A 14,735-nucleotide genomic window follows, 5' to 3' on the forward strand; every position below is an offset into this window, starting at 1 on the left:
TTAAATGGCAACTTGGCATATAGGAACTACTTTCCTTCTATAATCATACCTTCCTTACTTCGCAGGAATTATTTCGAGAATTTAGATGACACAACTTACTTGTTTTAAAGCCTATGATATCCGCGGCAAACTTGGTACAGAACTCAATGAAGAGATTGCTTATAAAATTGGCCGTGCCTATGGACAAATTTATCAACCTAAAACAGTGGTTGTGGGCTGCGACATCCGCCTCAGCAGTGAAGATTTAAAACAGGCCACCATCAAAGGCCTGAATGATGCGGGCGTCAATGTGCTTGATCTGGGCATGACCGGCACCGAAGAAGTCTATTTTGCCGCCTTCCATCTGGATGTCCAGGGTGGGATTGAAGTCACTGCCAGTCACAACCCGATGGACTATAACGGCATGAAACTGGTACGCGAAAATGCCCGTCCAATCAGTGCCGATACTGGCTTAAAAGAAATTCAGGCTTTAGCCGAAGCCGGTACATTTACCGAAGTCGCAGTTAAAGGAACCACACAGTCCTACAATATTTTGCCGGAATTTGTAGATCATCTGATGACCTATATTGATCCAGCCAAGATTCGCCCAATGAAGCTGGTGGTGAATGCCGGCAATGGTGCTGCTGGTCATGTGATTGATGCGATTGAAGATAAATTCAAGGCCCTGAATGTTCCGGTGGAGTTTGTCAAAATTCACCATGAAGCCGATGGTACGTTCCCGAATGGGATTCCGAACCCGATTCTGGTAGAAAACCGCGATAGCACCCGCGAGGCAGTACTGGCGCATGGCGCAGATCTGGGTATTGCCTGGGATGGCGACTTTGACCGCTGCTTCCTGTTTGATGAAAAAGGCCAATTTATTGAAGGCTATTACATTGTGGGGCTGCTAGCCCAAGCCTTCTTGCTGAAGCAGTCCGGTGAAAAAATTGTGCATGATCCGCGTCTAGTCTGGAACACTTTTGATGTGGTGGAACAGTATCAGGGTGAAGCAATTCAGTCCAAATCTGGGCATGCCTTTATTAAAGATGTGATGCGTGAGCACAATGCGGTTTATGGCGGGGAGATGAGTGCCCACCACTATTTCCGTGACTTTGCCTATTGTGATAGCGGCATGATTCCATGGTTATTGGCAATTTCAGTCTTGTCTGAAACTGGTCAATCTTTATCGAGTCTGGTTGAAGAGATGATTGCCAAGTTCCCATGCTCAGGTGAAATTAATTTTAAAGTGGCGGATACCCAAGCCACCATTCAAAAGATCTTTGAGCACTATGCCGATCAGAACCCGGCCATTGATCAGACCGATGGCGTAAGTCTGGATTTTGGCGCCTGGCGTTTTAATGTGCGTGCCTCCAATACCGAGCCTTTATTACGTTTGAATATTGAAAGCCGCCGTGACCAGCAACCCAAACCAATGCAAGACTATGTCGATGAATTGACCCGCTTGATTCAGGCTTAACACAAAAAATGGAGCTCAACGCTCCATTTTTTTATTGTACGAGGATCTGAACCTACTTAACGATAGCCATTGGGATTCTGTTTTTGCCAGTTCCAGCTATCAGCCAGCATATCTTCCAGACCATACTGTGGTTGCCAGCCTAACTCGGCAATAGCACGCCGATTGTCTGCAAAAGAGGTTGCCACATCGCCCGCCCGGCGCGGTGCCAGTTCAAATGGAATCTGTACCCCATTGACCTGTTCAAAGGTATTTTTCACCTGCAACACGGAAATCCCGTTTCCGGTTCCAATATTCCAGGCACGACAGCCCTGGGCATTTAAACGGTTATTCAGTGCGCATAAGTGTGCATTGGCCAGGTCCACCACATGGATATAATCGCGGACGCCTGTGCCATCGACGGTATCGTAATCGCTACCAAAGATTGAAAGTTTTTCACGACGACCGACAGCTACTTGGGTCACATAAGGCATCAGGTTATTTGGAATCCCTTGCGGATCTTCACCAATTTGACCACTTTTATGTGCGCCGACTGGGTTAAAATAGCGCAATAAGGCAATTGACCAGCGCTCATCTGCAATCGCCAGTTTTTCCAATAACTGCTCAATAATCAGTTTGGTATAGCCATAATTGTTGCTTGGCATCCCGGTGGGCATTTCTTCATTTAAAGGAGAGGTATTAGCTTCATCATACACCGTTGCAGAGGAACTAAAGACCAGTTTAAACACCCCTGCGCGTTGCATCGCCTGCGCCAGGCTGATAGACCCGGCAATATTATGCTCAAAATAAGCCAGTGGAATTTGCTGACTTTCCCCCACCGCTTTAAGACCGGCAAAATGAATCACCGCATCAATCTGGTGCTGCTGGAACAGCTGATCCAGACCGGCACCATCCCGAATATCCCCTTCAATAAAATGAAGACTTTTCTGGGTCAGTGCTTGTACCCGTTGTAATGATTCTGCCGAACTGTTCGACAGGTTATCCAGCACCACCACCTGGTGCCCGGCATTGAGCAGCTCCAGACAGGTATGCGAACCGATATAACCGGCTCCACCGGTAACCAGAATATTAGCCATCTGATTTTCCCAATAAAATTTGTAATAAACCCTGTGTCGAAGCATCCAGTGCCGATACATCCTGCTGCTGGCCATTTAAAATTGGCAACAGCTGATTGGCAATTTCCTTACCCTTTTCCACGCCCCACTGATCAAAGGGGTTAATATTCCAGATTACCGACTGGACAAAGACCTTATGCTCATACAAGGCAATCAGCATCCCCAAGCTATACGGATTCAATTCCTGAATCAGGAAAGTTGAACTCGGCTGATTACCGGCATATTGCTTATACGGTGGCAGACTGGCCAGCTCGGCCTGATCTAGCGCCTGATTACCAAAAGCCAGTAAGCGTGATTGCGCCAGACAGTTAGACAGGGCCAGATGGTGCTGTTCGACCAGCGCCTCTGCACTTTCGGCATAGGTAAACTGGTTGGCATTGTAGCGTTTGACCGGGGCAATAAAATCACAGCTGACCGCCTGTGTGCCCTGATGTAGCAGCTGATAAAACGCATGCTGGGCATTCGGTCCCACTTCACCCCAGACAATTGGACAGGTATCCAGTTCAACCGCGTCGCCACTGCGCTGAATCGATTTACCATTCGACTCCATTTCCAGCTGCTGCAGATAAGAGGCAAAATATTTTAAGCGGCCATCATAGGGCAAAACTGCATGGGTCTGAATATCCAGGAAATTATTGTTCCAGATGCCGAGCAGACCCATCAACACCGGAATATTCTGTGCAAAGGGTGTGGTCTGGAAATGCTGATCCACCGCATAGGCACCCGCCAGAAAGGCTTTAAAGCCTTCCACGCCAATAATCAGCGCAATTGGCAAGCCGATACAGGACCAGAGTGAATAACGGCCACCGACCCAATCCCACAGCAGGAACTGGTTTTCTGGCGCGATGCCCCATGCGGTCATTTTATCGGGCTTGGTCGAGACCCCAACAAAATGATGCTGTAATACACGGGCCTGTTTACCCAAGGCTTTTTCCAGCCATAAACGGACGGTTTGTGCATTGGACAAGGTATCAATGGTGCCAAAAGATTTAGAGGAAATAATAAACAGCGTGGTTTCCGGACGCAGCTTATGCAGCAGATCCGAGAGCTGGCTGCCATCCATGGTCGAAACGAAATGTACGCTCAGCGGCTTGGCACTTGAATGTTTAAAATCGGACAGCGCCTGAGTCGCCATCAAAGGCCCCAAATCTGAACCGCCGACGCCAATATTGACCACATCCTGAATTACTTCACCGGTGGCACCGCGGCACTGCCCGGCATGAATTTTTTCCACCAGCTGATACATTCGCTGTAGCTGGGTCTGTACCTGCTGTGCCAGTTCCGGATGAGTACTGTCCTGTTCTGGCAAACGCAGCGCCCAATGCATGGCTGCACGCTGTTCGGTATAGTTAATCGGGTCGGTGGAAAACAGGGTGTTGATCCAGCCCGATAAGTCATGTGCCTCAGCAAAGCGAATCAGCTGCGCCAGTACTTCGGCATCGATCCGCTGCTTGCTATAATCGAAAACCAGCGATTTTAAACGTACGGAGAAGTGCTCGAAACGCTGCGCATCCTGTGCAAATAAATCGGTTAAATGGCACTGTTCAAACTGATTTTTTAAAGTCTGTAACTGTAATAACAGTGAATCACGCGTATGTACCGCTGCTGAACTGCTCATTAGCGTCCTACTCCCATATAGGCAAAGCCTTGCGCTTTGACAAATTGCGGATCATAGATATTACGGCCATCTAAAATTAGTGGATGCTGCATACTGTTGAGCAGGGTTTTATAGTCCGGACTCCAGTAATGTTTCCAGGCGGTTAACAGGCACAGCGCATGGCTGTCTTTAACAGCTTCATACTGGTCCTGACACAAGATCAGATCATCGCGTTCGCCATACAATGCCTGAATTTCCGGCAAGGCTTGCGGATCGTGTAACTTAACCTTAAGCCCTTGCGCCCACAGCGCCTTGAGCATGGCGTGAATGGGTGAATGGTGCACGCGTGAAGTATTTTCCTTAAAGGCTGCACCCCAGATGGCAATGGTTTTGCCTTTTAAATCACCCTGATAATAGTTCCACAGTTTGCGAAACAGCAGTTCTTTTTGCTGCTCGTTAATTTCCCAGACCTGGGCTAAAAGCTGACTTTTGACCCCGGTGGTTGACACGGTATTGGCCAGGGTCAGGACATCATGCGAGAAGTTTTCTCCGCCAAAACCGGCGCCCGGATACATATAGGACGCGCCAATCCGGCTATCCGCCGCCATGCCCTGGCGCACATGTTCAATATCAATGCCCAGTTTTTCTGCCACCACAGCCAAGTCATTGATATAACTGATTCGGGTCGCCAGCATGCCGGAAATGCTCAGCTTGGTAAATTCCGCATCCAGCACCGGCATAAACAGGTATTGCTGCTTGCGCGGGAATAAAGGACGTAAAAATTCCTGCACTTTGCTCTGCACCTGCGGGTTCATACAGCCCACAGTCAGCTGTTCCGCCTGGGTAATACTGGCCAGCGCATTCCCTTCCTGACTCATATCTGGCAGATACACCCAGTCATCTTCAGGTAGTAGCTGTTTCAAACGTGCCGTCCCCTGCAGACCTAAAGTTGAAGCATTGATCATCAGTTTCGGATGAATGATCGGGCGCTGCTGGAGCTGCTGCAACAATTCAATCAGTAGTGGCTCTTCAGCCGGGTTCAGGCTAAACAGATAGACATCCATCTCTAGCCCCAGCTCTTTCAGGCTACAGTAATGCAGAAAGCCTTGCGCATGTTGCTGCTGCAGCAGCCGGTTGACCGCCTCATCCTGAAAATCAGGCGCTTCCGGGCTATCTTGCTCAAAAATGTCACACCAATAGACCTTGTGCCCACATTCTGCCAATAGCGCCGCCATCACCCCGGCATAAAGCGTTCGACCAAAAACTGCAACCTTCATGCTGACCTCTGCCCCGTATTAGTCTTTAAGCTCTTGAATCAACTGTTTAAATGCTGTACCTAAACTTGGATGGTCCACCCCGTAATGCAAGACCGCCTTTAAGTAACCCAGTTTGCTGCCACAATCAAAGGTCTGGCCTTTCATCCGGTAGGCTTCGACGGTTTCCAGCTGCTGTAATGCGGCAATGGCATCGGTCAGCTGGATTTCATTCCCGGCCCCTTTCGGTGTGGTGGCCAATAGCTGCATAATTTTGGCCGGCAATACATAACGCCCAATCACGGAAAGATTAGAAGGTGCAGTACCGACCGCCGGTTTCTCGACAATCCCCTGCATGGCCGCACTCTGACCTTCTGCAGGTGCAGCGGCAACATCCACAATGCCATACTGATCGACCAGATGCTCCGGCACGGCCTCAACCATAATCTGCGCCGCCTGTGTGGCATTAAAACGTTCAATCATCAAGGCCAGATCATTTTTTTCTGCCTGATCTTTGACCAGTACATCTGGCAGTAACACGGCAAAAGCCTCATCACCGACAATGTCTTTGGCACACAGCACCGCATGACCCAGGCCCAGTGGCTGTGGCTGACGCACACTAACCACGCTGACCTGCGGTGGTAGAATTTCGGTAATTTCTTTTAGCAAATCCCACTTTTGCTTCTGCTCTAATGTGGTTTCCAATTCAAAGTTACGGTCAAAGTAGTTTTCAATTGAAGCTTTGGAAGAATGTGTAACCAGAATAATCTGCTCAATACCGGCAGCAACCGCTTCACGCACCACATATTCAATCGCTGGACGATCGACCACGGTCACCATCTCTTTAGGAATAGATTTACTGGCTGGTAAAAAACGGGTACCCAAACCTGCAACGGGTAAAATCGCCTTCTTAATCATCTGCTTTGACCTAATCTCAATATTTTAATTTACTTTGACTTCTTTACCACGCTGATAGCCATCAACATAGTGCTCCAGCTGGCTTAATGCCCAATCAATATCCGATTGCACCGCGGTTAAATCATTGAAGCGTTCAAAGACCTGCAATAACTCATCCAGAGGATACATTTTTTCATAAGAACGTAAAATCCGGCTGTGTTGCGTCACTTCGGTATTATCGGCATCAATCAGTAATTCTTCGTAAAGTTTTTCACCAGGACGTAAACCGGAGTACTGGATTTCAATATCGCCGTCCTGACTGTCGGCTTCACGAACTTTCAGGCCACTCAGCGCAATCATCTGACGGGCCAGATCCTGAATCCGTACCGGCTCGCCCATATCCAGCAGGAACACATCACCACCATGACCCAAGGCACCGGCCTGAATTACCAGCTGTGAGGCTTCAGGAATGGTCATAAAGAAACGGGTCACATCCGGATGGGTCACAGTAATCGGGCCGCCCTTGGCAATCTGCTGTTTAAATAATGGCACCACAGAACCGGATGAACCGAGCACGTTCCCAAAACGTACAATACTGATCTGGGTCTGGTCCTGCGCTTCCGCCATGGCCTGACAGTACAGCTCGGCCATACGTTTTGATGCACCCATGACATTGGTCGGACGCACCGCTTTGTCGGTCGAAATCAGCACAAAGGTTTCAACGCCATTTTTCACCGCAGCATTCAGGCTAAAGGCGGTGCCAATCGCATTATTTTTCAGACCAGCAATCGGGTTACATTCTACCAGCGGCACATGCTTATACGCCGCCGCATGATAGACCGTCTGCACCTCATACTGTTCAATAATCCGTTCCAGTTTGGCCTGATCAAGAACCGTACCCAGAATCGGGATAATTTCGACATTGGACGCCAGACGCAGTTCTTTATCAATGCTATACAGGGCAAATTCGGTCAGCTCATAAATCACCAGTTTCTGTGGCTGGTTTTTAATAATCTGACGGCATAATTCGGAACCAATTGAACCACCGGCACCTGTGACCATCACCACTTTGTCTTTAATATTTTTTTCCAGCAGCTCTGCCACAGGCGGCACCGGATCACGACCCAGCAAGTCAATAATATCAACCTCCTGAATATCGGAAACGCGGATTTCACCATCCACCAGTTTGGTCAGCCCCGGAATTTCAGTAATTTTTAAATGTGCCGGTTCCAGAAATTTGACAATTTCACTTTTGCGGCTACGCCCCACAGAAGGCAGCGCAATCAGGATTTCATCAATCCGCAATTTGGCAAAACATTTAAGTGCTGTTTCCGGCAAATAGACATCAATACCGCCAATATTCTGTCCACTTAAAGACGGATTATCATCAATAAAGAAAATGGGTAAATGTTCATTAGAGCGGTTTAAGGTCGCGGCCACCTGCTGACCGGCATTACCTGCCCCATAAATCGCGATGCGTTTTTTTGGGATACCCGCCTGCACATAAGAACGGACAATAAAACGGATGATTCCTCGGCTAAACCACACCCAGGCGAACATCATAAAGCCGAACATCAGCGGAATTGAGGTTGGAATAAAAGCATCTGTTAAATAGGCCAAGGCATAGAGTCCCACCACTGCCAGGAAAGTCGCCAGGCCCAACTTGACCATAAACACTTCATTGTAGGTACGTACAATAAAGCGATACACCCCAAACACAAACAGCAGGATAACCGCAATTGCACTGACCCATAGTGAACCAAACGGAATATTCGGCACCACCTCTGCACCAAGGTCAAACTGACGAATGGCATAACACAGCCAGATTAGCACTGGAAATACACAGAAATCCAGAATGACCAGAAAAGCCAATTTGGCAGCACGAGGGGATTCGACGAGAGGTAGGATGACGGATTTCACTTGATGTGTCTTCTCAATAGGAATAGTACAGCTCAGTTCAATTATTAATATTGGAATGATTAAACTGCAAATTAAACTCAGTTTGTAAAATGCATCAGTTGATGCATTTTTTATATGACATTATTGTAGCGTATATTGAATTATATACGCTGAATCACCTGGGCAATGGCCTGTTCGGTTGTGCGAATATTATCTTCCGATAAGGTTGGATGCACCAGGAACATCAGGCTGCTTTCACCCAGCTGCTGGGCATTGACCAAACGCTGTGCAGGTCGCCATGGCGTACCATCGAATGCATGCTCTAAATACACTTCTGAGCAGGAACCGCTAAAGCAAGGCACGCCCAGTGCATTGATTTCGGCCATAATCCGGTCACGTGACCAGCCTTCTGGCAACTGCGCCGTATTGACCTGTACATAGCACTTATAGTTAGCATGGACATAATCACTGTTCGGATAATGCACGCTAAAATACGGACTGTCCTGAAATACCTTCAAAATACGTTGGGCATATTCAGTCCGTTTTTGCGTCCATTCTGGCATACGCTGTAATTGTATACGTCCAATCACCGCTTGCATTTCCATCATGCGCCAGTTGGTGCCAAAAGAGTCGTGTAACCAGCGAAACCCTGGTGGATGCTGTTTGTTGTAAATGCTGTCGTAATTTTTACCATGGTCTTTATATGACCACATTTTTTTCCAGAGCTGTTCATCATTGGTGGTGACCATGCCACCTTCGCCACCGGTAGTCATAATCTTATCCTGACAGAATGACCAGGCACCAATATGGCCAATTGATCCGGCAGGCTTGCCTTTGTACATGGCACCATGTGCCTGTGCACAATCTTCAATCACATACAGACCCTTTTCTTTTGCCAGTTGCATAATCGGGTCCATATCACACATCCAGCCTGCCAAATGCACACAAATAATCGCTTTGGTATTTGGAGTCAGTACCGCTTCAATGGTGCGGGCAGAAATGTTTTGTGAATCGAGCTCTACATCTGCAAAAATGGGGTTGGCACCTGCTGTCACAATGGAACTAGCAGATGCAAGGAAAGTACGTGAAGTCACAATCACATCATCACCCGCACCGATTCCCAAGGCTTTCAAGGCTACATCCAAAGCCACGGTACCATTGGCCAATGCTACTGCATATTGTGTGCCAGCAAATTGAGCAAATTCTTTTTCAAATTCACGACATTCCTGTCCGGTCCAGTAGTTCACTTTGTTCGAGAGCAATACTTGAGATACGGCATCTGCTTCCTGTTGAGTAAAGCTTGGCCATGGTTCAAAGGCAGTATTTAGCATGGTTTATCCTGGAATAATCTGATTCTTTAAATATTAAAAACTACTTCTTTTCAAGTATACGCGCTGGGTTGCCAATAACAGTTACACCGGGTGGTACGCTTTTTGTGACAACAGCTCCCATACCCACCACAGCTCCTTTACCAATAACTAGCGGTTGGTCTGGGGTACCCTGCTTAATGACAGCACCACTTCCAATATAGGCATGGTCTTCAATATGAATATTGCCATTACACTTTACACCAGGGGCAAAAGTGACATAATCACCAATCACACAGTCATGCTCGACATAACTATATAAGTTGGCATGAAAGCATTTACCAATTTTGATGTTTGAGGTAATACTGACAAATGGGCTCAGCGCTGCGCCGGCAGCCAGCTCAATATTGTCCATTAGCACCACATTATCTGCCTGAACCGTCCATAACGCGATTGAATCCTGTTCAAGTCTTAGGGCAATTTTTTCACGAACCTGACTATTGGCAATGGCAATGAGCACATATTTTTTTGCGGCTGTTATCTTTTTGAATGCCTCATAGTTCATGGCGCGGTGTGAATTAATTATGGCCTCTACACTTAAGCCATCATCAATAAAGACAATTTCAGCCTCTATACCAGCGCGTTTTAATTGTGCTCTGGCAACCGGCATTAAACTACGACCACAGCCCGATGCGCCATAAACAGCATAGAGATCAGTCATGATGGTCTACTTTGCTACCCGTAAATTTGGTCATTGTGGCTTCACCTGCTTCATTAATGCCATCTTTGGCGAGCACTTTTTTCACCGTTTTTAGCATAATTTTAAAATCTAACCAGACCGATTGATTTTCGACATACCAGGTATCAAGTTTAAATTTTTCTTCCCAGCTTATGGCATTACGTCCATTCACTTGTGCATGACCAGTCATACCTGGACGTACCAGATGACGCTTGGCTTGTTCTTCGTTATAAAGGGGTAAATATTCCATCAGCAATGGACGCGGCCCGACAATGCTCATATCGCCTTTAATCACATTCCATAACTCTGGCATTTCATCCAGACTACTGGAACGCAACATTTTACCAAACGGGGTTAAACGCTCACTGTCTGGTAATAGGTTACCTTGTGCATCTACTGCGTCTTTCATGGTTCGGAACTTGACCATCTCAAAAGGTTTGCCATGTAAACCGGGACGTACTTGGCGAAATAAGACAGGAGAACCCAGATTTTTTTTTACTTTATACGCAACAAATGCATAAAGTGGTGAAAGCAGGATCAAAGCAATGGAGGCGATGATAATATCGAGAAGGCGTTTTAGCATTTAGACCAGACCCATTTCTTGCATCATATGTGCGTTTACCTGATGTACATCGTATTTATGAAGGGCAATCTCTCTGGAGCGACTTCCCATTTTAGCGATAAGCTCTGGCTGAACAATCAGTTTCTCCATTGCCTGTACTAAACTTTCTACAGATTTTACTTCAACCAGAAAGCCGTTATCGCCATCGGTAACAGTTTCACGACAACCAGGCGCATCAGTAGTAATAATTGCCCGGCCCATTGCCATGGCTTCCAAGACAGTACGGGGGGTGCCTTCACGATAGGACGGCAACACATAAACTGAGCTTTCTGCAATTGCCGGACGCACATCGGAAAGTTTTCCCCAGTAGTTTAATGTGTTACTGGCCACCCATTGATCCAGTTCTGGCTGGCGAATGGCCGATGGATTTTCATCAATCCAGCCCACCAGATTAAATTCTACATGCGGATATGTATGTTTGATGATTTTTGCTGCTTCGGCATATTCACGTATACCTTTATCTACCAGTAAACGTGCAATTAACAAGAAGGCTATTTTAATTTCTTGATCAGCCGTTACAGGCAATGGCAATACATTGAAGTCGGCAACATTGACCCCTGAACCATTCACTACTACTGTAGGTGTTTGAGCGTTTAAAAGCTTTAAATCCTGAAAAAGTTTTAAGTCATCCGGGTTTTGAAAAAATGCCTTATGACTGCGCGATAATGCCTGCTGGTATAAACCATGAACCAATTTCTGAAAAACACTACGCTTACCCTGAGTTTCTACATTTTGAAATGCATAGCCTAGACCTGTAATTAAGGCATAGCGATGCGGTACTTTTGCTAGCCACGCGGCCAGTGTTCCATAGATCACCGGCTTGATCGTATAAGATAAAACATAATCAGGTTTAATTTTTTTTATAAGCGTATACAGGCTCCCTAATGTTTTTAAGTCTGCTACCGGGTTGGTACCTGTACGCTGCATGGAAACTTCATGTACAAAATAACCAAGTTCTAAGAGTTTTTCATGCTCGGCAGCAAATGAAATCAGATCAGGTGCAATAATGTGGATTTCTAAACCTTGTCGCTGAATAGCTTCCAGTAGTTTTCCGCGAAAGTTAAGCACTGAGGGGAGGAAACTGGAGATAATTAGAAATTTGCTCATTTTAAGTCCTTCTCCACAATAGCTTTAGCCTGATTCCAAAATTTCGCTCTGCGTATACTTAGAAGTTCAGAATCATATTCTTTAACCTTAGTATAGTTTGCCTTACCTTGCTCATAACGTAATTGCTGCGAAGAAATTAAAATTTCGATTTTTTCAGCTAACTCTTTTGGATCATCTAAATGAACAAGAAATTCATCTGGTAATAACTCAGGAATGCCTCCAACCCTAGTTGCGACAGCAGGTAGACCAACACTCATAGCTTCTATTAAAGCCCGGGGTAGACCTTCTGTTCGACTTGGCTGAATATATAAATCCAAATCTTTCAACCAATTTATAACAGCTTCTCCACCAGAAAGAGACCCATCAAAATAAATTTGGCCGGCTATTTCAAGTTCCTTTGCCATTTCTAAATAGTGATCTTTAAGTTTTCCCGATCCCAAAATATGCAGCTGGACCATACAATCCTGTTCTTTAAGTAAGTGTACAGCTTTTAATGCATTATCTATACCCTTATACTCATTATTAAAAGATCCAATTAAACCTATTTTAATTTTTTTTTCATCTTTTAAAGCATATTTATTTAAGCTTAAACTTAATGGCTTAATATTAACTTCAACATTAGATGCATAGGCTTGTAATTTTTTTGTAGGATATCTTTGTTGCAAATCATACTGAGTCACATATATGACACCATCAGATTTTTTTATAAAAAATTTATTTAAAGATGCAAATATATAAACAAAACATTTAAATAATAGACTAACTTTATTTTTAGAAGTTATCAAAGCTTCCTTAGGATCACCTACAAGCTCAATAAAATATTTTTTTCTAAAAAATAAATTTACCAATAAAATAAAAACACCTAAAAAACTAGGTAAACGCACAATTAATGCATCTGCTTTTTTTATCTCCTGTAAAACTATTGTAATATTTTTAAAAAAATATTTAGTAAAAATAGAAGAAAAACTAACTCCTTTCACTGGTTTAAAATGAATATTCGAGTTATATATTTTGTTTAGTTTATCGCCTTGCTTGTTTTCAATAACTCTTGAAATTACATTGATATCAGAATTAAAAGCATCATAACGTGAAAAAACTTCAGTTGTGAACTTACCTTCTGAATAATAAACACCACTAAAATCAATAAATTTGTGGTCATGGACATACAGGATACTTTTCAAGCTCATACTACTCGTTGATTCATTTTCAATTTAAGCAACCATAAAAACCAAATAATATATGCAAACATAAATGCAATCATTTGAACCATCATTAATATTAAAAATAAAAAAATAGAAAAAATCCTAAAATTATTAGAATCAACTTTCATTACAAGTTTAAAAAAAATAAACACTAAAAACTGTATAATCAATAAACCTAGAAGACCAATATTAGCAACAATTTCATCATAAATACTTGTTGTCATACCCCAACCCCATAATTTGGGCTCTTCATAAAGCATTGCTGAAGTGAAATATTGTGCATAGGGATAAGGTTTATTTTCCCAAAAATCACGTGGAATAAAGAAAGTAGCACTAAATAAAAAACTATCCCCCCTATTAGGTAATATTTTTATTAGGTGAGGATTAATTTCTGCATATATTGCCATTTTCAAACGTTGATCTCTAAAAAAATCAATTCTTACATTTTCATAATTCTCTTCAAAAGTTACTTTATTACCGAAATCTCTGACAGTTGCTTGATACCAATTACTATAAACACCAAACAAAGTAGATAAAAATATTACAAAAATAAAAGACTTAAATGTCCTAGCTTGCAAAATGGAAAATAATGAAAGAAAAAATAGAAATATAAGTACAATAGTCCTTTTGCCATTAATCCAAAAATCAAATAATGCTAATAGGAATAAGAAAATAACAAAAATATAATTTTTATTATAATTTTTAACTATTAAATAGGCTAATATTATTACACTTAAAAATGTTGAAATATTTATATAACCATGAAAACCACCTACAACCTCATTATAATCTCTTAAGCCATTTCCACCATACACCGCATAGACACTTTTATCTGGCGAAAAAGCAAATAGAAATATGGGAAATAAAGATATAAAAAACAAAAGAACATCTATTTTATTTAAATTATTTTTTATATTAATATCAATTATATTTTTACCCCTAAAGAAGTAATTAAAATACGAAACAAATGTAACAAAAACATTATATATAATAACTACTGAAAAGTCACCTTGAAAAGCATTAAATCCCGGAAAATTATAATAACTTGGTGTAGTAAAAATTATGTCCAAAAATAAGGGAAAAATATAAATTGAAAAAAAACATACTTGTATTAAGGTTAATGGCTTTATTCCAACTTTAAAGATAGAGTATGCACATAATAAAGTTGGTATGAGACAAAGAATAAAAGTAAAAAAATCAAATAAAAGCACAATTATCCACCATAAATTTTACTTAATGATAAAACATTCCTATAAACTGAAAATTTATCATCAACAATATTAAAATTACTTTTTTTGAAGTTTGTAAGTGCTTCTATCCATATACTCTCTTTTAATTCTAAAAATATAATCCCCCCTACATTACATTCTTTAGTTATAGTATCTGATACCAAACAATTTAATTTACTATATTGAGCTTCCACAAGAGATAGAGGTAGTCCTTCCCACAATGAAGGAAAAACAAAGATATCAAATACACTTAATAAAATCAGTGGAACATCGTTTCTTAATCCAGTAAAAATCACATAACTTTCAACTTCTAAT

The 14,735-nt window shown here is 43.1% G+C and carries 13 protein-coding genes; 1 reads left to right on the forward strand and 12 read right to left on the reverse strand.

Translation table 11 applies throughout. The features are described from left to right. Positions 1-85: 85 nt before the first annotated feature. Positions 86-1,456, forward strand: a complete 1,371-nt coding sequence (locus tag FTT89_RS13235; protein WP_180172875.1) for a phosphomannomutase CpsG — start codon at positions 86-88, stop codon at positions 1,454-1,456. Positions 1,457-1,512: 56 nt separating this feature from the next. Here the strand turns inward: FTT89_RS13235 and galE are convergent, their stop codons facing one another. The 12 genes from galE to FTT89_RS13295 form a co-directional block, all read right to left on the reverse strand. Further along, entirely contained in the window at positions 1,513-2,529 is a 1,017-nt protein-coding gene (gene galE / locus FTT89_RS13240; protein ID WP_180172876.1) for a UDP-glucose 4-epimerase GalE, read from the reverse strand. Beyond that, complete coding sequence (gene pgi, locus FTT89_RS13245; RefSeq protein ID WP_180172877.1) at positions 2,522-4,186, reverse strand: glucose-6-phosphate isomerase; 1,665 nt, start codon at positions 4,184-4,186, stop codon at positions 2,522-2,524. Before pgi ends, galE begins: the two co-directional genes overlap by 8 nt. Then, positions 4,186-5,442: a nucleotide sugar dehydrogenase gene (locus tag FTT89_RS13250; RefSeq protein ID WP_180172878.1), complete on the reverse strand. Its 1,257-nt coding sequence runs from the start codon at positions 5,440-5,442 to the stop codon at positions 4,186-4,188. The genes pgi and FTT89_RS13250 overlap by 1 nt, the downstream gene beginning before the upstream one ends. Positions 5,443-5,460: 18 nt before the next feature. Then, the gene (galU, locus tag FTT89_RS13255) at positions 5,461-6,336 is read right to left on the reverse strand and encodes a UTP--glucose-1-phosphate uridylyltransferase GalU (RefSeq protein WP_180172879.1); all 876 of its coding nucleotides are present in this window, start codon (positions 6,334-6,336) and stop codon (positions 5,461-5,463) included. A gap of 24 nt (positions 6,337-6,360) precedes the next feature. Next, positions 6,361-8,235: a nucleoside-diphosphate sugar epimerase/dehydratase gene (locus FTT89_RS13260; protein WP_180088217.1), complete on the reverse strand. Its 1,875-nt coding sequence runs from the start codon at positions 8,233-8,235 to the stop codon at positions 6,361-6,363. Between the two features lie 140 nt (positions 8,236-8,375). Then, the gene (locus tag FTT89_RS13265) at positions 8,376-9,545 is read right to left on the reverse strand and encodes a DegT/DnrJ/EryC1/StrS aminotransferase family protein (RefSeq protein ID WP_180088215.1); all 1,170 of its coding nucleotides are present in this window, start codon (positions 9,543-9,545) and stop codon (positions 8,376-8,378) included. Between the two features lie 40 nt (positions 9,546-9,585). Further along, the gene (locus tag FTT89_RS13270) at positions 9,586-10,242 is read right to left on the reverse strand and encodes a NeuD/PglB/VioB family sugar acetyltransferase (protein WP_180088213.1); all 657 of its coding nucleotides are present in this window, start codon (positions 10,240-10,242) and stop codon (positions 9,586-9,588) included. Beyond that, positions 10,235-10,843 (reverse strand): sugar transferase, encoded by a 609-nt coding sequence (locus tag FTT89_RS13275; RefSeq protein ID WP_180088211.1) that lies wholly within the window; start codon positions 10,841-10,843, stop codon positions 10,235-10,237. Before FTT89_RS13275 ends, FTT89_RS13270 begins: the two co-directional genes overlap by 8 nt. Continuing rightward, positions 10,844-11,989 (reverse strand): glycosyltransferase family 4 protein, encoded by a 1,146-nt coding sequence (locus FTT89_RS13280; protein WP_180088209.1) that lies wholly within the window; start codon positions 11,987-11,989, stop codon positions 10,844-10,846. After that, positions 11,986-13,176 (reverse strand): glycosyltransferase family 4 protein, encoded by a 1,191-nt coding sequence (locus FTT89_RS13285; protein WP_180088206.1) that lies wholly within the window; start codon positions 13,174-13,176, stop codon positions 11,986-11,988. Before FTT89_RS13285 ends, FTT89_RS13280 begins: the two co-directional genes overlap by 4 nt. After that, on the reverse strand, positions 13,173-14,402 hold the full coding sequence (locus FTT89_RS13290) for a hypothetical protein (RefSeq protein ID WP_180088204.1): 1,230 nt from the start codon (positions 14,400-14,402) through the stop codon (positions 13,173-13,175). Before FTT89_RS13290 ends, FTT89_RS13285 begins: the two co-directional genes overlap by 4 nt. Positions 14,403-14,404: 2 nt before the next feature. Beyond that, on the reverse strand, positions 14,405-14,735 hold a 331-nt coding region (locus FTT89_RS13295), incomplete at its 5' end, for a glycosyltransferase (RefSeq protein WP_180172880.1).

Origin of the sequence: Acinetobacter sp. YH01025 (assembly GCF_013420185.1) — a bacterium.
In the GTDB taxonomy this organism is placed as follows: domain Bacteria; phylum Pseudomonadota; class Gammaproteobacteria; order Pseudomonadales; family Moraxellaceae; genus Acinetobacter; species Acinetobacter indicus.